We start from the raw sequence: 21,242 nt of genomic DNA, 5'->3' as shown, positions 1-21,242 counted from the left end.
AGGCGAGGTAGGTGCGTTCACTGGCGGGCCAGGTGCATGCGCATCTCGCTCTCCGCGTCGATGATGAGTTCGCCCGATACGTCCACGGTCACGCTGTGGAGGGTGCCGGTGAACCGGAAGGGCGAGGCGTACTCGGGTGTGACTGGTGGGCCGGGGTCGGCGCCGCAGGTCACGCCGCCGGGGTTGAACATGATGGGTGTGGTCTGTGGGAAGTCGGCCGACCCGACGCGCTGCCGGTCGACGAAGAGCTCGGCGTGACCGGGTGTTCCTTTGCCCGCTGCCAGGTCGGGCTCGCCGGTGGGTTCGAACTCGAAGCGCAGTTCGTGGCGGCCCTCGGTACCGGGTCCGTGGCGGAGACGGTGTACAGGGCCCGGCGGACGTAGTTGTGGGTGTAGTGCAGCTTGCCGTCCTTGAGGTAGAGCACCCAGCCGCCGGCGCTCGTGCCCTGGTTCATCAGGACGCCTTCGGCGCCGTCGACCGGGAAAAAAACCGTTCTTAAACGGGATGTTGCCGTTGTAGCCCGGATATCCGGTGGACATCTCGGTGACCGCCGCCATGCCGTTCGAGTGGTGATTGCGGCCGGTGATGATGCAGGAACGCGAGGGTGAACACAGGGCCGTGGTGTGCATGTTGTTGTACAGCAGCCCGCCCGATGCCGGGGCGTCGAGCCGGGGCGTCCGGATGGGACTGCCATAACAGCCGAACTGCCCGTAGCCCGTGTCGTCGAGCACGACCAGCAGGACGTTAGGCGCCCCCGGTACCGCCCTCATCGGCTCGGGCCACGCCGGGCTCGACACATCCGCGGTCCGCCCGATCACTCCGGGGAAGGCACTTCCCGGCTTGTACTCGTTCACCGGCATGACGGCTGTCTCCTTCCCGCCGGAGAAATGGCGGTCCGGTCGGGCTCCGGCGGGTGGCTCTGTGCGTCCGGGTCCGGCCGTTCGGGTCCGGGCGTTCGGGCCCGGCCGCGAGACGGGCGCGCGCAGTGGCCGTGGCTGGTGGGTGCTCCGTCACGGGAATTCCGGCAGTGCCCAAGGGGCAGGCTGCCGAACGGAATTCGCATGGGTCGGCTTGGCGTGCCCTACCCGCGTTGAGCGCGGTGCGTCTGAAGGCCCGCCATGGCATCGCCGCTCTTCGGCTTGTACCAGTACGCCACAGCCGGACCGGATGCGGATTTCTGTCTGGCCGACCGCGCCTACCAGGCAATTTCATGCTAGGGCTGGGCGGGAACGGCTGCCCCCGGGCGGGCGTGCTGCTCTCGCGCTGACAGCCCTTGCCGGGCGAGAGGACAATGATCCTCATGGCCGGGCATCGGTACCCGCTCGCCGAAAGCGGAGACGCCTTCCTGCCCGGTACGAGGCCGGCCTTGCAGATGCAAGCCCGAGCGCCAGCTGCGAACCTGCTGGTCATGCTTCTGTCGTGATGAGGTGGTCGGCGGTGCTCCCGCTCCACTCGACAAGGAAGAGCGTGGCGTCGTCGGTGGTGACCCCGCCGCGTTCTCGCATCAGGGCGTGGGACAGGCCGCGCACCATCTCCTGCACGCCTTCGCCCACGCACCCCGCGCGGTCCACGAAGTCGAGCAGTCGTTCCTCGCCGAACTGCTCTTCGCCGGTGCGGTGCTCCTCGATGAGACCGTCGGTGAAGAAGAGGATCCGGTCGCCGCGGGACAGCGCCTGCTCGCTGATCTGCGGGATGGCGCCACCGAAGCCGACGGGCAGGGTGCCAGGGCTCTCCAGCGCCTGGATGACGCGGTGGCCGCGGATCAGCAGGGGTGCCGGGTGCCCGGCGTTGACCCATTGCAGGTGGCCGGTTCCGATATCGAGGCGCACCATCTGCGCCGTGACGAAGTGGTCGGGCCCGAACTGCCTGTCGATGGCCGTGTCCATGAACATGTACAGCTCGGCGAGGCCGACGTCGGTGCGTCTGGCGTGCCGGTAGGCGCCGATGGCGACGGTGGCCAGCACGGCGGCGTCCAGCCCGTGGCCCATGGCATCGATGATGGCCACGTGCAGGATGTCGTCGTTCAGCGCGTAGTCGAAGCTGTCACCCGCGACGTCGTAGGCGGGCTCGAGGATTCCGGCCACCGCGACCTGGGGGGTGACCATGGTCAGCGGGGGCAGCAGTGACCATTGGATCTCCGCGGCCAGGGTCATCGGCGCGCGGCGCCGGGCCCGGAAGAACTGGTCGGTATAGCTGTTCTTGGTGACCAGCATGTCGGCGACCAGGCCGGCCAGGCGCCGCAGCAACCGCCGGTCGTCGTCATCGACGGTGCTCAGGGTGACGGCCAGCACCCCCACCACGTCGCTGCCGTCCAGCAGTGGCAGGAACATCCGTACGCCAGTGGCCTGTGGCTGTTCCACCGGCGCCCCGCTCAGAAAAGCCCTGCCTGCCTGAGAGTCGTCGATCCGCTCGGGCTCCCCGACCACGAGTCTCATGCCCGGCAGGGGAGCCAGTATCAGCTGGTCGTAGTCCTGAAGGAGGATCGAGACGTCCCGCCCGCCGATCCTGCTCACTTCTTCCGCGACCAGCGGCGCGATCAGCTGGGGCGGCATCTCGTGAGCCCGATCCAGCAGCACACCCAGCAGCCGCTCACCGAATCCCTCTGACCGATCCACTGTGACTTTGCGGAAGTCCTGTTCGCCTTCTGCCATGGCGACCTCGTTTCGCCGCACCGCCCTCACACAGAGGTGATTCTTTGTGCTGTTTGTTCCATTTTTATCCTGCGACCTCCTCCGCCCCGGAATCGGGAGCTCCCCGACACCCTGCGACACACTCGGAAGATCGCCGAGAGATCGCTTCCAGCGCACCGGTGGCGCGACCGGCGACGCTCCCGATCATGCCCTGCTCCCTGCCGTCGCGCTGATGTCGGCACAACGGCCCCGGCGCAGAAACACCGGGGCCGCCCTTCCGGGTCGGTCGCACGTGAGAGTGCACCGGCCCATTCACCAGGTTATGCCTGGTTTGCTTTTCCGGCATGAGGAACTTTTCGGGGCCCCGGAAGTTCTTCCGCCGACGCGGACACAGGATGAGCGACGTGCCCGCACCCGCTGAGGGGCGCCCCTTCAGACTTCGTCCGTCTGCGTGAGGTCTTGCCCGAAGGACCGACTTGCTGCCAGCCAGGACCGCGCCGGCTCTGCCGTGTGCGTGGTGTCCACGGTGAGATGGAGGCGGGTTCCGCCGTCCGCGCCGGCGGGGTAGCTCCGCTGTTCGGTGCCGGCGAAGCAACGACGGAGCACCTCCGCGACCTGACGGGCGACTTCGGGGGACGCGGCGACAATACGCACCTCGGCGCGCCCCGCCGAGGGTGATTTCGGTGGCTGCATGGTGACCTCGTTCATCAGGAAGACGTGGTGGTGGGTGAGGGCCTCGCTTCACGCCCACCGGCCCCGGTCAGGAGAAGGTCATGCGTCGTTCGCGGCTCCGTCGCGGTGTTCGGGGTGAGGCGGTGACGACGGGTGATCCTGCGGGCTTGCCGGCTGTCGGCTCTTCCCGCTCCGTCGGCCGACTTCCGGCAGGGCATCGCTGTAGTGGAATGCTGCGATCCGCTCGTTGTGCTGGCCATTGAGCAGGTGGATCAGCAGCACTCCGAGCATGATCATGGCGATGATCACGGACACCGTGATGACGGTCTCCACATCCTCACCTCCCTTGGAGCTCAGGAGTCCGGTCGGGTTCGGCTTCCGGCCGCCAGTAGAGGAGGCCCGCCATCGGTCTCCCACTCCTCCTCCCGGCTGGCATCCTCCCGGGTGTCACGGGCGGCGGTCTCGCGCGCCATCAGACCGCTGGCGGTGAGGAGACCGCCGACGGTCGACGCGGCGGCCATCAGCCGGGCGGCGGCTGCCGCACTCGTCTCCGGCGGGATCACCAGAAGGTCCCAGCGGCCTGCCGTGTAGGAGAGCAGAATCAACTTGTGGGGGTCCTGCTCGTCAGTGAACCAGCCCACGTGCACCGTGTGCCCGGTCACAGGCACCTTGCGCGGGATCACGGGCCAGTGGGTCGGGTTCACGGAGACGCGAGTGATCCGGCCCCAGCGTGCGTCCAGCACGTCCGTCAGGGCGGGCAGTTCACGGAGGAGATCGCGGGAACGAGGCCACCACGCACCGTCCAGAAGACCTGGAACCGGGCTGGCCGGGGTGAGTGCCAGGCGGGCCGGTGGCGAGGGCACGCGCTCATGGGTGGTCGTACGGTCGATGTTCACGGTCATGGCGCGGACCTGTCCCCGGGCGCGTCTTCGACATCCCGGTGTGGTTGCTCGCCGAGAACGACACCCGCGTGGAAGCCGGTGTGCGAAATGCTCCCGGTGTTTTCACTGTACTCCGGGCGTGGCCCCGCTGAGACCCCGTGTGACCAGCCACTTCTTCAGGAACCCGGGTCTGGGTCCGCGGAACGCGGATGAGCCTGGGCGTGGGCTCTCGGAGTACGGTGAAACCGGCGACCTACCGAACCCCGCAGAGGGTGAGCAGACCATGTCCGACGCCGACACCCCGCGTGAAGCGATTCTTCTGCCGGACGCGATCCACCGTGCTGTGAAACCTGGAACAGCCCTGCTGCGGTTGGTGACGACACATACCCGCGGGGGCATCCTCGATGGTGCGTGGTGGCCGCGTTCCCGCGACATAGGCGCCGAGCTTCCCGCCCTGGTCACCGCGCTGACCGAGCACCTCGGGCCGGTCGTGCGCGTCGGCCTGGACTCCGACGCCTGGGAAGAACTCCCGACACGATTGATCATCGACGATCGCATCGTGCACATCGACTCCTTCCCTGTAGGTGACGACACCATCCTCATCACCCGAGGCGATCAAGACCTCTTCTCCCTGTTGGTGGTCCCGCCGCACGCGACGCCCGACGCGGCACGCGTCGCGATGGCCCGATCCGTCCGCGTCGACAACATCGCACCAGCCAAGCAGATCCTCATCGACACCGGCACCGGCCGAGCCCGCACGATCGCCGAGGAAGGCCCGCAGACAGGTCCGGAACGCCGCGGCACGTCATGACGCCTCATCGCGGCGCGACCATAGCCACAGCCTGCTGACGCCCAGTAAGACACCGACGTCACACCCCCTGATGAACGGTCGGTCGCGAACTCTTCCTGATTTCCTGCGCATTGGGTCCATGCAACGGCGCCCGGGGCGATCAGAGGCGAGCGAGGGCGGCGCCGCCGCACCGCCGCGAGCGCCACTGCGATTGCTCTCACCGCCCTTGCCCTGACCGCCTGCGGCAGTGAGGACGCGGCCGTGCGACCGGCCGGGGCCGGCCGGTTCTCCAACGGTGCTTCGTCATCGGGTGCGGGGGGCCGGCTCGCGGCCGTTCAGGGATGCGTCGACCGCTTCGGGGGCGAAAAGGTGCTCGGAGGCATGGGTCGCGGCTCCGATGAGACCCGCCCGGCTGCCCAGTCGGGCGTAGCTGATCTCAAGGTCGCGGGTGGTGAGGGGCTGGGAGCGGGCGTAGACGGCTTCGCGAATGCCGGCCAGCAGTGTCTGGTGGGCTTCGGCGAGGGATCCGCCGACGGTGACTACGGAGGGGTTGAGGACGCTGACGAGGTCGGCGACGACTTCGCCGATGGCCCGTCCGGCCTGGCGTACCAGTGCCACCGCGTCGGGGTCGCCTGCGCGGGTCAGCCCGACCACATCGGCTGCGGTGTGGATCTTCCGGCCGCGATCCTGCAGGTCGCGAACGAGTGCCCAGCCGGCGGCCACCGTTTCAAGGCACCCGCGGTTTCCGCAGCGGCATACTCCATCGCTCCCGCGGGGCAGGTGACCGATGTCCCCGGCTGCTCCGAGCGTTCCTCGGAAGATCTGGCCGTTGATGAGCAGGCCGCATCCCAGGCTCATGCCGGCCTTGATCATGATCAGGTTGGCGGTGTCCGGCCATTCCCGCCGCTGTTCACCCAGCGCCATGGCGTTGGCGTCCTTCTCCAGGAAGACCGGTACGTCGGGGTAGCGATCGGTGAAGAATGACCGGACATCGACATTGTGCCACTGGCCCATCATGGCGGGCGAGGAGACGTGTCCCGCAGCGGTCTCCACCGGTCCAGGCAGGCCCAGGCTGACGCCGCACACGTCGCTGGGTGTATGCCCGGACTGCTCGAGTGCGACGGTGAACTCGTTGTGTACCCGCTCCAGTACCTGATGAGGTGCGTAGGCCGTGTCAATGGGCCCGCGGGTCTCCGCCAGGACATCTGCGGCCAGGTCTGTCGCAGCCACACCGTAGTGGCTGATGCCGATGTCGGCCGCCAGGATGGTTCCCGAGCGCCGGTTGAACTCGAACACCTCGGCGGGCCGGCCCACCGAGGTGGAGCCGGGGCTCCCTGCCCCGTAGACGATGTAGCCCGCTTCCAGCAAGTCCGTCAGGCGCTGGGCGACGGTCGCCCGCGCCATGCCCGAGGCGCGGACGAGCTCCGAGCGGGTCCTCGCCTCCTCGCTGCGGATCATGTTGAGCAGGTGCCCAGCCCCGGAAGCCGCTCGCCGATTTCGAATCCCCATGGGCGTAATTATGCCTAATCGGAGACGCTATTAAGAGCGAGTGATTCGCAAATCAGGTCAGAGCGGCCGGAAGCGGATGAGGTTCGCGTGCTGGGCGTTCCTCAGGTGCCGCGCCCCGGCCCTGGCGCGGCAGCCCTGAGGGCTTCTGGGTCACTGCGGGGCTGCGAGCTGCCTGCTCAGCGTGATAACGGCTTCGCGGGCGTCCATACCGCGGGCTTCGATCCTCACGGTCGCCCCACCGTCGGCGCCGAGAGCGAGTACCGACAGCATCGCTTTGGCATTCGCCTGCCTGCCGTCCGCGTGCACGGTGACCTGGGAGCGGAATGCCTGTGCGGCCTGGACGAACAGCGAGGCTGGGCGGGCGTGGAGGCCCTCGGGGTCGCGGACCACGGTGGTGGCGGCGAATCCGTCATTGCCGAGGGACTCGACCTCCACATCGACGTGGTCGTCGGCTGCGGGCGCAGCCTGTGCCAGGAGACGCTGCACGGCGTCGGCATCGTGGGCGTCGACGGCCTGGCGCGCCAGGTCCACCGCGTGGGCACCGCTGAGGGCGGCCACGGACTGCGCCGCGTCGGGCAGGCGGGCAGCGGTCATGGACAGTTCGTCGACGCCCAGCCCTACCAGCAGCTGCTGCATCCGCGGATCTGCGGCCGACTCCCCACAGACGCTGACGGTGATTCCGCGTGCGTGTGCCGCCTCGACGGTCATGCCGATGGCTCGCAGCACCGCCGGATGGAACGGGGTGAGGAGCGCGCTGACGTGGGCGTTGTCCCGGTCGGCGGCGATGAGGTACTGCGACAGGTCGTTGGTGCCTATGGAGAAGAAATCGGCTTCCTCAGCCAAGGCCGCCGCGGACAGGACCGCCGCGGGTGTCTCGATCATGACGCCGAGCCTGACCCGTCCGTGCGCAGTTCCTTCGGCCTCCAGTTCCGCGCGGGCGCGGTCGAGCTCCTCCCTGACGCTGCGCAGCTCGGCGACGTTGGAGATCATGGGGACGCAGATCCACACCTCGCCGTGTGCAGCCGCCCGCAGGATCGCCCGCAGCTGTGTGCGCAAGACGGTCCGCTCGCTGAGCAAGAGACGCACCCCGCGATGTCCTAGCATCGGGTTGGCCTCAGGCTGTGTCAGGGGTGGCAGCGGCTTGTCGCCGCCGACGTCGAGCAGCCGGATGGTTACCCGTCCGCCTCCCAGAGCCTCCACAGCCCCGGCGTATTCGGCCAGTTGCTCCTCCTCCCCAGGCAACCGTTCGCCGGCAAGGAACACGAACTCGCTGCGGAAGAGGCCGACCGAGCGCGCGCCACCGCGATAGGCGCGGGCCGCCTCATCGGCGCAGCCGATGTTCGCCGAGAGGCGGACGGTGTGTCCGTCACCCGTCGTCGCGCTCGGCATCGGGACTGCGGCTTCCGCCCGCGCGCGCCTGTCAGCCGCCTCCCTGGCGCGGGCCACCTCATCCGAGGTGGGTTCGATGATCACTGTGCCCTGGTCACCATCCACCACGAGCGTCGCTCCGGCTCGTATGGCCCCCAGTCCGGCCACCTGAACCACGGCTGGGATTCCCAGGGATCGGGCCAGGATGGTGGTGTGGGCGGTCGGGCCTCCGCCGGACAGGACGAAGGCGCGTAGCCGGGTGCGGTCCAGTCCGATGGTCTGCGACGGGGTGAGGTCGGCCGCCACCACAACGGCGTCCTCAGGGAGGACGGCCTGCTTGCGCGGGGTGACGCCAAGGGCGGCGAGAAGTCGCAGACGCACGTCGTCGACGTCAGTGCCGCGCTCGGCGATCCGCGCGCTCTCCGAGCGGCGGAGTTCGGCCGCCTGGGACCCCAGGACTCGCTGCACGGCGGTGGAGGCATCTACGAGTGCTTCGCTCACTGTGGTGACCAGTCGGGCCCGCAGGTCGGGATCGGCCAGCATGGCCCGCTGAGCCGCGATGATCTCCTTCTCCTCCCGGGTGGAGGAGCCGGCGCCGAGCGCCGTGAGCTCTTCTGCGGCCTGTTCCAGGCATCCGTCCAGTCGCCGCAGTTCACCGGCGGCCTCGTCGACGGTGATCTCCCGCTCGATGACGTGCGGATCGGGGCAGTCCCACAGGACCGCTGTACCAGTGGTGATGCCGGGAGACGCCGCGATCCCCGCGAGCGGGACGACGGTTGCCGATGTGGGGGCTATCGCCATGGGGTTCCTTGGGTCGGGCGGCCCTCGTGGCCGCGTTTGAGACAAGTGGAGCGACTCTTCGGTGCGCAGTCAACCTGCATTAGGTCTAGTGCTGGGCAGAATTCGCGTCTACGCTGCTCGCAATCCGCATCCACGTCAAGTAGGGGCGATAGGGGCGTCACGCCCTAGAAGTGAGGAAACCCGCAGATGTCTCAACAATTTTCGCTACTCGATCTACTCCCGGAGCAGGCCGTCCGGGTAGCCGGTCAAGCCGAGGACTGGCGTGCCGCAGTCCGTCTGGCCGGCGACGGCCTGGTCGCAGGCGGCGCCACGACCGGCGTGTACACCAACGAGATGATCGCCACCGTTGAGGGCATGGGCCCCTACGTCGTCATCGCCCCCGGCCTGGCGCTCGCCCACTCCCGCCCTTCTCCCGCGGTTCTGCGCACGGGGCTGTCGTGGGTGTCCCTGGACAAGCCCGTCGAGTTCGGACACGAGCAGAACGACCCGGTCCGCCTCGTCGTCGGTCTCGCGGCGACCGACCATGTGCAGCACACCACCGCACTCGGCCGACTCGCCCAACTCCTTGGACAAGAAGCGCAGTTCAACGATCTCGCCGCCGCGCGCGACGCCGGCGCGGTTCGCCATCTCATCCGTCAGTTTGAGTCGGAGGTCCAGTCATGAAGATCCTCGCCGTCTGCGGCATGGGGATAGGCAGCAGCATCATCCTCAAAATGAACATCGAAAAGGCTCTGGTGCGCTTGGACGTCCCCGGTGAGGTCGACGTCGCCGACATCGGCACCGCGCGCGGAGCCGCGGTGGGCGCCGACTACGTGGTGACATCCGGAGAGCTCGCGCCTCAGCTCGGCGACCTCTCCGCGCGGATCATCGTCATCGACAACTTCATCAACGTCGACCAGATCACCGACGCGCTGAAGTCCGCCTTCGCCAGCACTTCCTGACCCCTCCCCCGACTCGTCCACGGGCGGACGAGCGTCCCCTTCCTTCCACGCCTCTCTCCGCTCTGCTGTGCCAAGGAGCCGTTATGGATGTCATCGTCGGCATCGCAAAATTCCTCGTCAACAACGTGCTGAACCAACCGGCCTACCTCGTCGGACTCGTCACCGCGGTCGGCCTGCTGGCCATGCGCCGCAGCATTGGAAACATCGCCGGCGGCGCCATCAAGGCGACGATGGGATTCCTCATCCTCGGTGTCGGCGCCGCGACGGTCGTCAGCGCCCTCGAGCCTCTCGGCAAGATAATCTTCGGGGCCACCGGCGCACACGGCGTGGTACCCACCAATGAAGCGGTGGTAGCGCTGGCTCAGAAGGAGTTCGGCGCGCAGGTCGCCTGGGTGATGATCGCCGGTTTCGCGGTGAGCATCGCACTCGCCCGGTTCACGCCCCTGAAGTACGTGTTCCTCACCGGACACCACACCTTCTTCATGGCGACGATGATTACCGTCCTGCTCACTACCGCGGACATGCCTACGTACGAGGTCGTGCTGGTCGGCGCGCTCCTGCTCGGAACCATCATGGTCGTCGTGCCGGCGCTCGCCCAGCCCTGGATGCGCCGGGTCACCAACGGCGAGGACATGGCGATAGGCCACTTCGGGTCCATCGGCTACATCGCTGCGGGAGCGGTTGGCGGGTTGGTCGGCAAGCGCAGCAAGAGCACGGAAGAGATGAAGTTCCCCGAAGGGCTGCGGTTCCTGCGCGACTCGATGGTGGCGACAGCGCTGTCCATGGTGCTGATCTACATCGCATTCGCCCTTGCCTTCCTCTCACGGGTCGGCGGGACCGTGGCCTTCAAGGCGCTCGACGCATCCTCGATCGGCGAATACCTCATGGCTGCCGTCATGCAGGCGCTGCTGTTCGGGGTCGGGGTCGCGGTCATTTTGTACGGGGTCCGTACGATCCTCGGCGAGCTCGTCCCCGCGTTCAACGGCATCGCAGCAAAGATCGTGCCCGGCGCCCGGCCGGCGCTTGACTGCCCCGTCGTATTCCCCTACGGCCCCAACGCCGTCCTCATCGGATTCATCGCGAGTTTCGTCGGGGGGCTGGCCAGCCTCGGCATCCTGGCGGCCTTCAGCTCGTCACTGGGTCTCGCCCTGATCCTTCCCGGCATGGTCGCCCACTTCTTCACCGGCGGGACGGCAGGCGTGTTCGGCAATGCCACCGGAGGCCGTCGTGGAGCGGTCGCCGGAGGCTTCGTCAACGGCATCCTGATCACCTTCCTGCCGGCCTTCCTGCTTCATGTACTTGGCTCGCTCGGCCTGGCCAACACCACCTTCGGCGACGCCGACTTCGGCTGGTTCGGCCTTGCCATAGGCCACGCGGCCACACTCGGACCCGTCGGAGGGATCCTCGTCCTCATCTTCATCGCCGTCGCACTGCTGGTGGGTGCCACTCTGTTCCAGCGCACCGTGACCAGCAGCGGCTGGGATCCCGGAGCCAAGCGGGACGCATGCCTGGCCGCCGAGAAGCACAACCACGACGCTGAGAGCACAGACGCGGTAGCCGGTAAATGAGCACAGCCCCGCCTTGTGCCGGGGAGGACCTCTCCTCGGCACAAGGCCCATCATCCGCCACTTCCGCGTCTCTTCACCAAAGGAGCCCTGACTCAGGGTGAGCACCAAGCCGACCACCACAGACCTCGAGTGGACCGAACTGGACCAGCGGGCCGTGGACACCGCCCGTGTCCTGGCCATGGACGCCGTGCAGAAGGTCGGCAACGGCCACCCTGGCACGGCCATGAGTCTCGCTCCCGCCGCGTACACCCTCTTCCAGAAGGTGATGCGGCACGACCCGGCGGATCCGAACTGGATCGGCCGGGACCGGTTCGTCCTGTCCGCGGGCCACTCGTCCCTGACGCTCTACATCCAGCTCAACCTGGCCGGGTTCGGCCTGGAGCTGGACGACCTGAAGGCATTCCGCACCTGGGGCTCGAAGACACCCGGTCACCCGGAGTACGGACACACCGTCGGCGTGGAGACGACAACGGGACCGCTGGGCCAGGGCGTCGCCAACGCTGTGGGCATGGCGATGGCCGCTCGCTACGAGCGCGGCCTGTTCGACCCGCACGCCACGCCGGGCACCTCGCCGTTCGACCACTTCGTCTACGCACTCGCCGGCGATGGCTGCCTGCAGGAGGGCATCTCCGCGGAGGCGTCCTCCATGGCAGGCCACCAAAAGCTCGGCAACCTGATCGTGCTGTGGGACGACAACCACATCTCGATCGAGGGCGACACCGAGACCGCCATCTCCGAAGACACGATGAAGCGGTACGAGGCCTATGGCTGGCATGTGCAGCGCGTCGAGCCGAAGGAGAACGGCGACCTCGACCCGGCCGCGCTGTATGCGGCGATCGAGGCCGCCCAGGTCGAGACCGAGCGCCCGTCGTTCATCGCGATGCGTTCGATCATCGCCTGGCCGGCCCCGCACGCGCAGAACACCGAGGCCGCGCACGGCTCGGCACTGGGCGAGGCCGAGGTCGCGGACACCAAGCGGGTCCTCGGCTTCGAGCCCGAGAAGACCTTCGAGGTCGCGGACGAGGTCCTGGCGCACACGCGTGAGGCGCTCGACCGCGGCCGGGAGGCCAGGGCGAAGTGGGAAATGTCGTTCCAGGAGTGGCGCACCGCCAACCCGGAGCGGGCCGCGGAGTTCGACCGTGTCGCGGCGGGCGAGCTGCCAACCGGCTGGGAGGAGAAGCTCCCGGTCTTCGAGACCGGCAAGGCCGTCGCCACCCGCGCTGCCTCCGGCAAGGCGCTGCGGGCGCTCGGCGCGGCCATCCCCGAACTGTGGGGCGGCTCCGCCGACCTGGCCGGCTCCAACAACACCACCATCGACAAGACGTCCTCGTTCCTCCCGGCGGACAACCCGCTGCCGGAGGCGCAGCCGTATGGACGCACGATCCACTTCGGCATCCGCGAGCACTCCATGGCCGCGGAGATGAACGGCATCGCGCTGCACGGGAACACCCGCATCTTCGGCGGCACCTTCCTGGTCTTCTCCGACTACATGCGCAACGCCGTCCGCCTGTCGGCGCTGATGCACCTGCCGGTGACCTACGTGTGGACGCACGACTCCATCGGTCTCGGTGAGGACGGCCCCACCCACCAGCCGGTCGAGCACCTCGCCAGCCTGCGCGCCATCCCGGGCCTTAACGTGGTGCGCCCTGCCGACGCCAACGAGACCGTCATCGCCTGGGCGGAGATCCTGCGCCGCTGGACCAAGGAGTTCGGCAAGGGCGCCCCGCACGGCCTGGCCCTGACCCGCCAGGGCGTTCCCACCTACGAGCCCAACGAGGACACGGCGAAAGGCGGCTACGTCTTGCGTGAGTCCTCCACCGAGATCCCGGACGTGATCCTGATCGCCACCGGCTCCGAGGTGCAGCTCGCCGTCGCCGCGCGCGAGCAGCTGGAGGCGGAGGACGTCGGCACGCGCGTGGTGTCGATGCCGTCCGTGGAGTGGTTCGAAGAGCAGTCCGCGGAGTACCGCGAGAGCGTGCTTCCGCGGTCCGTGAAAGCCCGGGTGGCGGTCGAGGCCGGCATCAGCCTGACCTGGCACCGGTTCGTTGGAGACGCCGGCCGCATCATCTCGCTGGAGCACTTCGGTGCCTCCGCCGACGCCCAGACCCTCTTCGCCGAGTACGGCTTCGCGCCCGAGAACGTCGCTGCCGCCGCTCGCGAGTCGATCGCCACAGCCCAGCGCTGACCCTGATAGCTGACCCTGATATGCGACACGTAGGAGATGCCATTTCCATGACAGACGCACTCAAGCGCCTCTCCGAGGAAGGCGTCGCGATCTGGCTGGACGATCTGTCGCGCAAGCGGATCACGTCCGGCAACCTCGCCGAGCTGATCAATCAGCAGCACGTCGTGGGCGTCACGACCAACCCGTCGATCTTCCAGAAGGCCATCTCGTCGGGTGACGGCTATGAGCAGCAGGTCGCCGACCTCGCCGCCCGCGGGGTCACCGTCGACGAGGCCATCCGCATGATCACCACCGCGGACGTCCGCGACGCGGCCGACGTCCTGCGGCCGGTCTTCGACGCCACCGGCGGGCAGGACGGGCGGGTCTCGATCGAGGTCGACCCGCGCCTGGCGCACCACACCGCGGCGACGATTGCCGAGGCCGAGCAGCTCGCCTGGCTGGTGGACCGCCCGAACACCCTGATCAAGATCCCGGCCACCAAGGCGGGTCTGCCGGCCATCACCGCGGTGATCGGCGTGGGCATCAGCGTCAATGTCACGCTGATCTTCTCGCTCGAGCGCTACCGCGAGGTCATGGACGCCTACCTCGCGGGCCTGGAGAAGGCCAAGGCCGACGGCCTGGACCTGTCGAAGATCCGCTCGGTGGCGTCGTTCTTCGTGTCCCGCGTGGACACCGAGATCGACAAGCGGCTGGACAAGCTGGGCACCGAAGAGGCCAAGGACGCCCGCGGCAAGGCGGCGGTGGCCAACGCCCGGCTGGCCTTCCAGGCGTACGAGGAGGTCTTCTCGTCCGACCGCTGGGCAGTCCTGGAGAAGGCCGGCGCCAACAAGCAGCGCCCGCTGTGGGCTTCCACCGGCGTGAAGGACCCGGCGTACAAGGACACCCTCTACGTCGACGAGCTGGTTGCCCCGGGCACCGTCAACACCATGCCGGAGGCCACCCTCGAAGCGGTCGCCGACCACGGGCAGATCACCGGCAACACCATCGCCGCCACCTACGAGCAGGCCCGCGCCGACCTCGACGCCATCGAGAAGCTCGGCATCTCCTACGACGACGTCGTGCGGCTCCTCGAGGACGAGGGCGTCGAGAAGTTCGAGGCCTCCTGGAACGACCTGCTCAAGTCGACCGAGGCGGAAATCAAGCGCCTCGCCCCCACAGAACGAGTGCTCTAGGTGTGTTGCCGGGCAGGTTGGTGACACGGCTGGCTGGGGTGTGGCCGCTGATTGCGGTGTGGGGTCGGTGGTAGTTGTACCAGTCCAGCCAGTCGGTGAACGCTGCTTGCCGTTCGTCTTCTGAGGTGCAGGGCTGGTGGTAGGCCCATGCGTCGAGCAGGGTGTGGTGGAAGCGTTCGACCTGGCTCCCACTCCATGCGGCTGACCGCGATCATGTAGAGGGCGTGGTTGGCCTGGCGGTCACCTCCGCTGTTGGCCCCGCTCCTCGACCAGTGCGAGGAGTCGCAGCACGCCGCGCAGGCTCCGTTTCACCGCGCCGAGGTGGTAGGCGAGTTCTTCCGGTGCGGCGGTGGCCAGGCTCCGGTGAACCGAAAGGAAGAGGTGCGGGCCGGCGCCTTCGACTGGACTGGCTCGCGGCGTCTTGGAGGAGCGCCATCCTGCGCCGTGGTTGCCCGTGCGTTACCGCTTCTACTGGTGCGGTAGTTGCCCGAGATGGCTTTGGTCTTCCACATGGGCCGCCGAACAGGTCATACGGTTCCTGATGATGCGCTCGACGCCGTCGATCTGGTGACGGAGCTTGTTGAGCACGTCGGCGCGCGCCGACTTGATGAGGTGGTCCGTGGTCGGCTGGGTGCCGGTGACGGTTCCGCTGGGGACCCAGAACGTCTTGTGGCTGCACTCGCGGACGATGTCCTGGCAGGTGCGGATCACCCAGTTCATCGCGATCGTGATCTCGGCGCGGTGCAACTGGTCCAGCTCCGCGCCATCCTCCTGATCCCGTCACTGGTCCGCCTTCTGCACAGTTGACAGTTGGGTGTCGAGCGATGTCACGTGGACCTCGAACTCGGCCCAGCACCGCTTACCTGTGGGCGTCGGCTCAACGTCGAATCGAGCGGCCATTGCTGCCACGATGACCAAGCCTCGGCCGTTCTCCTCCGTCGAACCCGGAAAGCGCAGTCGCGGGAGAGCACGGCCGGTGTCGCACACAGCGATCCGTACGAGGCCGTCGCAGAGGCGTACGTCCACCGCAACGGGTTCGCAGCCCGAGCCCGCATGCTGCACGGCATTGGTGACCAGCTCGCTGGTTGCCAGTTGGACGGAGTCGAGTACGCCGCTGCCAGGCCGAAGTCCCCATCCCTGTAACTGCGCGAGGACGCGATGTCGCGCGTCCGCGACGGCATGTGGTGTGCCGGGGAGGACAAAGCTGAACTGGCGGGTTTCCATGAGCGCCTCCGGAACGAGTGGGCCGCCCCACGTAACCGCTCCGGGGCGCTCAGCCGAGTGCGCTCGTGCCGCACGGGCATGGTTTATGCAGAAGCCGCATCAAGGCGAAACCCTGCTCACCTACGCTCGGTTGAGGAGGCAGTTTCGGGGCGGCAGGAGGGGGCTGTGGCAGAGATGGCCGATGGGCAGGACCAGGCGAGGCGACTCGGGCGGGTCATCCGCCGAGCCCGACTGCTGCAGAGACGCTCGCAAGCACAGGTTGCCGCAGACCTCGGCTATCACCAGTCGAAGGTGAGCCGATTGGAGAACGGACGGGGCACGGAAGACGCCCGCGTACTGCGCGAGGTGGCCACGGTATTGGACATCCCGTTGTACGAGCTCGGCCTTGCCGTCGCCCCGGCTCCTCATACCCCGGACCGTGAGACAGAGGACATGCACCGCCGTACCTTTCTCGCCGCCAGCATCACCTCCCTCGCGGCGCCACCGACGCCCGGCCCGGCCGCCCATCAGGATCTCGTCCACGCCCTGCTGCCCGGGCCGCCTCCCACCTCCACGGTCGCCGAAGTGAGTGTCACTGAACTGGGCGGTCGAGTCGCCGCCGTCCGCCGATTGTTCTGCACGTGCGACTATGCCGAACTGGGACGGACACTGCCCCCGCTGATCGCCGACCTGAAGCGGGCGGCCACCGGCTCGTCCCAGGTCCCGATCGTCACCGGCATGCTGGCCACCGCCTACCAGACAGCGACGAGTCTGCTGCTCAAGCTCGGCGACATAGGCCACGCGTGGATGGCCGTCGGCCGGGCCATGGCAGAAGCCGAACGATGCGGTGACCCGGTCGTCCTGGCGTCCAGCGTCCGCGTGCACGCGCATGTCCTCGCCCGCGAAAGGCACACCGCGCAAGCCGTAACGCTCGTGCGTCACACCGCGGATCAGCTCACCGGAGCCTATGATCGTCACCCTCCGCGATACCTCGCGGCCCTGGGACTGATGCTTCTGCGCGGCGTCACGGCGGCGAGTACCGCCGGAGACCGCGCGGCCGCGCAGGACTTCCTCAGCGAGGCGAAGAATGTCGCCCGATACGTGGCACTTGACCGCCCCGACGCCTGGGCCAACTTCAGCCCCACCAACGTCGAGCTGCACGCTGTCAGTGCTGCCGTTGCCCTCGGCGACTCGGGCACCGCCTTGGAGACCGCCCGACCGCTCATGCGTCGGCCGATCCCCGTCCCCGAACGGCGCGCGGCCCTGTGGGTCGAGACCGCCCGTGCGTGTAGTCAACAAGGCAGGCTCGCTGATGGCTACAGGGCTCTGCGGGGTCGCCGAGAGCTGCGCGGCCCAGGACGTCCGGCGACCGGCCGTACGTGAGCTGGTCGCCGACATGGCCGCCCGCGACCGCCGCGGGGCATTGCCCGAGCTTCATCACTTCAGCAGACAACTGGGAGTTCCCGCGTGAGCGAGCGGAACGAGCCGTTCCTGTACGTCGTCGTCTGTGCGGCCGGGGTCGCCGAGGACGTCGGCAAGCTGATCAACGTGGCACACGAGAATGACTGGGACGTCGGGGTCATCACCACCCCGCAGGGTCTGGGCTTCATCGACACCCAGGCAGTGGAGGCACAGACCGGCTATCCGATCCGCTCTGCCTGGCGGTCACCCGGTGATCCGCGGCCGCTCCCGCCGCCCGATGCCATCGCTGTGGCTCCGGCCACCTTCAACACCATCAACAAGTGGGCTGCCGGGATCTCGGACACCCTGGCCCTGGGCATCCTGAACGAGGCGTACGGCCTGGGCGTCCCGACGGCCGTCCTGCCGTACCTGAACGCAGCCCAGGCCGCGCATCCCGCTTACCAGCAGAGCCTGGAGCGACTGCGCGGGATGGGCGTGCTGATCGGCGACTACAAGCCGCACCTGCCCAAGGCGGGCGGCGGCCGTGACGACTTCCGTTGGGAGCAGGCGGTGGAGCTGCTCATGGACAAGGTGCGCTGAAGGCGTTTGAGCCGGCCGTTGGCATGAGCGCCGATCATCTGGCACGCAACGGGCACGGGAGGCATAGAGAGGTCTAGACAACAACAAAGCCCCGGGCCGCTGGCCTGGGGCTTCTGTCTGGAGCGGGTGACGGGAATCGAACCCGCGCTCTGAGCTTGGGAATCACTGGGTGATCAGCCCTAGTGCGTCGCTGACCTGTGTGAACGGGTTCCATCGACTGTTCGGGAGGCACACCAGGCCCCCGTCATTGACCGCTGTTGACCGCTGTATCTGGTGCGGCGGGCGCTACCCCGGCCGGGCTGCTCCCAGGTGCGCCTGCCCTGGCTCGCCTCGCGGCAGCCAAGGGCCGATGTGAATGCAGGCTTGCGCCGTAGCGACTGATCAGCCGATCCATGTGACGCGGGTGATCACAATTAGTTCGAGGCGTTCCAGCGCCATGAACATGAAGAAGCCTCGCCCTCCGAAGATGTCTTGTGTCCGCAGACCGCCTCCGTGCGCATTTCCGCGGCCGACATCGACCGCGTCGCGGCCCAGGATCGTCAGCTGCTCAGCCAAGCGCTCTACCTCGGCCCTGACTTTGTGGGGCAGGCCGCCTACGACGTGCTCGGCATCGGGGTCGTAGTCCCAGGTCCAGGTATCGCTCACGCGGAGATCTCGTGGTGGGCCAGGTCCGTGATCTGCCGGATCTCGGCCAGTGCGGAGCGAAGGGTTTCGCGGTCCGTGGCCTCTTGCGCTACAGCCTCCAGCTCGCGCAGGCGTGCGGCGCGGGCCGGGTAGCGCTGGACGGCGACGAACTCGCCCCACCATTGCAAGAAGGTGCGCAGCGGAGTGATGGTGCTCTGGGCGGCGGCTTGCTCGACCGCACGGTCGAGGTGCTCGACGAAGGACGGCAGTTGGGCGGGGGCGATCTGGGCGACCGCCGCACGGAGTGCTGCCGGAGTGAGTGCCGGCATGGGGACCAGGGGCCCGTCGGGGGCAGAAGGCTGTTCGGTCATCGAAACGTCTCCTGGGCGGCGGTCTACGCGATCATCATGCGCCTGGCCGTTGTTGCTGTCGCTGGGCTGAGCCTACGCCCACGCCTCGTCCGCCACACAACACTCGACACCTCTCGGTCGCATTGGTCCAAGGACGATCGCCATGTGCTGGATCTTGGTGCGGCTCCGAGGGGTGACGGAAAAGCCAACGCCCCCGAGCAACAAAGAAGCCCCGGGCCGGTGACCTGGGGCTCTGTCTGGAGCGGGTGACGGGAATCGAACCCGCGCTCTGAGCTTGGGAATCACCGTCTCGCTTGCGCTGCCCTGCGGCCGTGACCTGCGGAAATGTCTCTGCAACCGATATCGACGCCAGCATCGCCGGGCTGAGCCTACGCCAGCGCCCGCCAGCCACATGACACCTGACGCGTCCCGTTCGCTTTGGCCCAGAGATGATCGCGTTGTGCCAAAACTTGGCGAGGGCCTCCGCGTTTGTCCGCTGTTGACCATGCTGGAGGACACGGCTGGGGCACGGCAGCGGCGGGCGACGTGATCTGGCGGGGAGGAGCGCCCGCAACCATGTTCAATTCATTCCGCCCAGGTGCGGCAGCGTGTGACGGAAAAAGATGCCAAGGCGCAAATACAGGCAGCTGGTACAACACCATGGACCCCGGAACAGCAGTACCGGGGCCCATGGTCACCCTTGGAATTCAGATGGACAGTAATGCAGACCAACTAAACCCTGGTGCAGCTGCGTCAGATGCCGACGCCGCCGGAAAAGCCTGCCTCGCCGTAGGCAGGGCCTGCCTGACCGCTCAGGCCACCCGAAACCGCGCCGCCCAGAGCGGGGGTGGGCAGGGTGGGCAGCGCAGATTCCGCACCACCCGTGAGGTTTTCGGTCCCGAGGATTCCGCCGGAGATGTTTTCCAGCTCGCTGTCGGCGATCTCGCGAGTTTCGTACTTGGGCATGGCGTCCTTACGCATGACGGGCCTTCCCTTCCGCTTTTTTGATGACACTGGGCTATATGGAGCGACTTGCTGACAAGCTGATCCAGCCAGCTTGACCATGTTCGCCACCCGGAAGCGGATGCTCAACTTCCGAGTGGCGTGGATCAAACCATGTCTATGGCGACCCAGCCACCCCGACCCGTCGGAAATTTCCTCAGACGTTTCGGTATCGCGGCATGTCATCAAGCGGGATTTGCGACCGGATGGTGACAACTTCTTCACCTGCCTGCGGTAGCCGAGCTCAACGGAAGGGCTCACATGGTCACCCGAAGGGCATATCGATCCTTGAAGATGGCGTTTGCCCTCCACGAAGGAGCGATCCAGCGACGAGAGTGTGCCATTTCTGTGCAGATGATGCGCGGGCTTACCGAGCCTGAATGCTATGGCATTGTGTCGCCGGATTTCAGATTCATCTGATGTGCCATGTTCGGAGGGGCTCCCTCTCGGATTGCACCGCTTCGAGGGGATTACGCCACGCAGTCATCGCAACGGCCACGTCGCCCAGCACCGTGTCAGCCCCGCAGCGTGGGGGAGGCCAACTCCCTTCAGACCCGCACCGAAATCATCCAGCGCACCTACTCGCCATCGTGCCCCCGGCGTCACCACCCACGACCACGCCCCCTGAGCCCCATCCCCCTCGAACCGTCCCTGCCGTCCAGCGCCGTGGCCCTCCGGCGGCGGAACGGCGGTTGCCAAAGTTGTCGCCTCCGCGCCTGAGGCGCTCGGCAAGCGCGGCCACGAACGCCTCGGCGACGCCGAGGGGAACCAGCGGTACTGCTGCGTGAGTTCGGCCATGCGGGAGAGATCGATCTTCTCGGCCGGTACCTGGATGAGGTCCTTCGCGGCCACGGGTTCGATGAGGTTGATCTCCGCGTCGGGGCTCACATACTCGGCGAGCAGGTAGCAGGCTTCGGTGAGCACGTACAGCATGATCAGTAGTTCGGCGTCGTGGGACTCCAGTAGCTCGGCGCAGCTCTCGTGGTCCGCGTCGTTCCGGTTCAGCAGGGCGACGATGGGGTCGGTGTCAACGATCGGCATCGGCCTCGCGAGCTCCTCCCGAGCGATGTCCTTGGCGCGGACTCCGAGGTCGTTCGAACGGCCCGTCGAACCTTCTCGGGACGCGAAAGCGGCTCGGGGGAGGTGTCTTGACCAGGCTCAGCGCGTGCCTTCGCAGCTCCTCGACCTGCTCGGGTTCCAGACGCTCGACGATGTTGTACAGATCTCTGTAGCCATGGGCGGCGGTCATCGCGGCTTTCCCCGTCGGCCGACTCCGCTGCCGCGATAGCGCCCAGGCACACCCCGCCGAAGGCTTCACCAGTAGTACGCAACGGCCATGGAGCGCCTGGAGAGTCTGGACAACAACAAAGCCCCGGGCCGCTGGCCTGGGGCTTCTGGCTGGAGCGGGTGACGGGAATCGAACCCGCGCTCTGAGCTTGGGAAGCTCATGTTCTACCATTAAACTACACCCGCGAGGGCGCCCGATTGGCTTGGCGCCGCATCGTCGCTCACTGTACCTCATGGCTGACCCCCGGCGCATTTGTC

At 67.6% G+C, this 21,242-nt stretch carries 20 protein-coding genes, 1 tRNA gene and 2 pseudogenes; 8 read left to right on the top strand and 15 right to left on the bottom strand.

The genetic code is table 11. The features are described 5' to 3' along the window. Window positions 1-17 precede the first annotated feature (17 nt). From AC4BEG_RS16125 to AC4BEG_RS16105, 5 genes are all read right to left on the bottom strand, one after another. The gene (locus AC4BEG_RS16125; protein WP_490706560.1) at window positions 18-731 is read right to left on the bottom strand and encodes a sulfatase-like hydrolase/transferase; all 714 of its coding nucleotides are present in this window, start codon (window positions 729-731) and stop codon (window positions 18-20) included. A gap of 675 nt (window positions 732-1,406) precedes the next feature. Then, window positions 1,407-2,651: a PP2C family protein-serine/threonine phosphatase gene (locus AC4BEG_RS16120; RefSeq protein WP_490706559.1), complete on the bottom strand. Its 1,245-nt coding sequence runs from the start codon at window positions 2,649-2,651 to the stop codon at window positions 1,407-1,409. Window positions 2,652-3,062: 411 nt separating this feature from the next. Beyond that, entirely contained in the window at window positions 3,063-3,323 is a 261-nt protein-coding gene (locus AC4BEG_RS16115; RefSeq protein WP_490707097.1) for a hypothetical protein, read from the bottom strand. A 78-nt stretch (window positions 3,324-3,401) separates the two neighbouring features. After that, window positions 3,402-3,635, bottom strand: a complete 234-nt coding sequence (locus AC4BEG_RS16110) for a hypothetical protein (RefSeq protein ID WP_490706558.1) — start codon at window positions 3,633-3,635, stop codon at window positions 3,402-3,404. Window positions 3,636-3,655: 20 nt separating this feature from the next. Then, window positions 3,656-4,204 (bottom strand): DUF5994 family protein, encoded by a 549-nt coding sequence (locus AC4BEG_RS16105; protein ID WP_490706557.1) that lies wholly within the window; start codon window positions 4,202-4,204, stop codon window positions 3,656-3,658. 262 nt (window positions 4,205-4,466) lie between these two features. Between AC4BEG_RS16105 and AC4BEG_RS16100 the strand changes: the two genes are divergently transcribed. After that, a complete protein-coding gene (locus tag AC4BEG_RS16100; RefSeq protein WP_490706556.1) occupies window positions 4,467-4,994 on the top strand; it encodes a DUF5994 family protein in 528 nt (175 codons plus the stop codon). Window positions 4,995-5,276: 282 nt separating this feature from the next. Here AC4BEG_RS16100 and AC4BEG_RS16095 read toward each other — a convergent pair whose 3' ends face one another. Together AC4BEG_RS16095 and ptsP are read right to left on the bottom strand one after the other, a co-directional pair. Next, window positions 5,277-6,431 (bottom strand): ROK family protein, encoded by a 1,155-nt coding sequence (locus AC4BEG_RS16095; protein ID WP_490706555.1) that lies wholly within the window; start codon window positions 6,429-6,431, stop codon window positions 5,277-5,279. A 201-nt stretch (window positions 6,432-6,632) separates the two neighbouring features. Continuing rightward, a complete protein-coding gene (gene ptsP / locus AC4BEG_RS16090) occupies window positions 6,633-8,651 on the bottom strand; it encodes a phosphoenolpyruvate--protein phosphotransferase (RefSeq protein WP_490706554.1) in 2,019 nt (672 codons plus the stop codon). 186 nt (window positions 8,652-8,837) lie between these two features. Here ptsP and AC4BEG_RS16085 point away from each other — a divergent pair, with 186 nt between their 5' ends. The 5 genes from AC4BEG_RS16085 to tal all read left to right on the top strand — a co-directional run bounded on the left by AC4BEG_RS16085 (window position 8,838) and on the right by tal (window position 14,517). Then, window positions 8,838-9,314, top strand: coding sequence for a PTS sugar transporter subunit IIA (locus tag AC4BEG_RS16085; protein WP_490706553.1), 477 nt, complete (start codon window positions 8,838-8,840; stop codon window positions 9,312-9,314). Next, entirely contained in the window at window positions 9,311-9,592 is a 282-nt protein-coding gene (locus tag AC4BEG_RS16080) for a PTS sugar transporter subunit IIB (RefSeq protein WP_490706552.1), read from the top strand. The genes AC4BEG_RS16085 and AC4BEG_RS16080 overlap by 4 nt, the downstream gene beginning before the upstream one ends. A gap of 83 nt (window positions 9,593-9,675) precedes the next feature. Further along, window positions 9,676-11,160, top strand: coding sequence for a PTS ascorbate transporter subunit IIC (ulaA, locus tag AC4BEG_RS16075; protein ID WP_490706551.1), 1,485 nt, complete (start codon window positions 9,676-9,678; stop codon window positions 11,158-11,160). Between the two features lie 97 nt (window positions 11,161-11,257). Further along, entirely contained in the window at window positions 11,258-13,345 is a 2,088-nt protein-coding gene (gene tkt / locus AC4BEG_RS16070) for a transketolase (protein WP_490706550.1), read from the top strand. 47 nt (window positions 13,346-13,392) lie between these two features. After that, window positions 13,393-14,517: a transaldolase gene (tal, locus tag AC4BEG_RS16065; RefSeq protein WP_490706549.1), complete on the top strand. Its 1,125-nt coding sequence runs from the start codon at window positions 13,393-13,395 to the stop codon at window positions 14,515-14,517. On the opposite strand, the pseudogene AC4BEG_RS16060 reads toward tal, so the two are convergent. The 3 genes and pseudogenes from AC4BEG_RS16060 to AC4BEG_RS16050 all read right to left on the bottom strand — a co-directional run. Then, window positions 14,483-14,710 (bottom strand): annotated as a pseudogene (locus AC4BEG_RS16060) (integrase core domain-containing protein); the annotation flags it as partial. The gene tal and the pseudogene AC4BEG_RS16060 sit on opposite strands and share 35 nt — an antisense overlap. A gap of 275 nt (window positions 14,711-14,985) precedes the next feature. Beyond that, on the bottom strand, window positions 14,986-15,264 hold the full coding sequence (locus tag AC4BEG_RS16055; RefSeq protein WP_490706548.1) for a hypothetical protein: 279 nt from the start codon (window positions 15,262-15,264) through the stop codon (window positions 14,986-14,988). 33 nt (window positions 15,265-15,297) lie between these two features. Then, a complete protein-coding gene (locus AC4BEG_RS16050; RefSeq protein ID WP_490706547.1) occupies window positions 15,298-15,741 on the bottom strand; it encodes an ATP-binding protein in 444 nt (147 codons plus the stop codon). Window positions 15,742-15,915: 174 nt separating this feature from the next. On the opposite strand from AC4BEG_RS16050, the pseudogene AC4BEG_RS16045 reads away from it, so the two are divergent. Both AC4BEG_RS16045 and AC4BEG_RS16040 read left to right on the top strand, forming a co-directional pair. After that, window positions 15,916-17,191: pseudogene (locus AC4BEG_RS16045) on the top strand (helix-turn-helix domain-containing protein). Beyond that, window positions 17,188-17,721 carry a flavoprotein gene (locus AC4BEG_RS16040; RefSeq protein ID WP_490706546.1) on the top strand — a complete coding sequence of 178 codons (534 nt, stop codon included), beginning with the start codon at window positions 17,188-17,190 and terminating at the stop codon, window positions 17,719-17,721. The pseudogene AC4BEG_RS16045 and the gene AC4BEG_RS16040 overlap by 4 nt, the downstream one beginning before the upstream one ends. Window positions 17,722-18,102: 381 nt before the next feature. Here AC4BEG_RS16040 and AC4BEG_RS16035 read toward each other — a convergent pair whose 3' ends face one another. The 5 genes from AC4BEG_RS16035 to AC4BEG_RS16015 all read right to left on the bottom strand — a co-directional run bounded on the left by AC4BEG_RS16035 (window position 18,103) and on the right by AC4BEG_RS16015 (window position 21,170). Continuing rightward, entirely contained in the window at window positions 18,103-18,366 is a 264-nt protein-coding gene (locus tag AC4BEG_RS16035; RefSeq protein ID WP_490706545.1) for a hypothetical protein, read from the bottom strand. Next, a complete protein-coding gene (locus AC4BEG_RS16030) occupies window positions 18,363-18,716 on the bottom strand; it encodes a DUF6247 family protein (RefSeq protein ID WP_490706544.1) in 354 nt (117 codons plus the stop codon). Before AC4BEG_RS16030 ends, AC4BEG_RS16035 begins: the two co-directional genes overlap by 4 nt. Before the next feature lie 732 nt (window positions 18,717-19,448). After that, window positions 19,449-19,676: a type A2 lantipeptide gene (locus AC4BEG_RS16025; protein ID WP_490706543.1), complete on the bottom strand. Its 228-nt coding sequence runs from the start codon at window positions 19,674-19,676 to the stop codon at window positions 19,449-19,451. A 504-nt stretch (window positions 19,677-20,180) separates the two neighbouring features. Further along, entirely contained in the window at window positions 20,181-20,738 is a 558-nt protein-coding gene (locus AC4BEG_RS16020; protein ID WP_490706542.1) for a type II toxin-antitoxin system VapC family toxin, read from the bottom strand. Window positions 20,739-21,096: 358 nt separating this feature from the next. Continuing rightward, window positions 21,097-21,170, bottom strand: a tRNA-Gly gene (locus tag AC4BEG_RS16015). Between the last annotated feature and the right edge of the window lie 72 nt (window positions 21,171-21,242).

The organism is Streptomyces sp. JLBJ103 (assembly GCF_058215575.1).
Note: the sequence above shows the minus strand (reverse complement) of the source record. Positions and strands in the feature narration are given on the sequence as shown.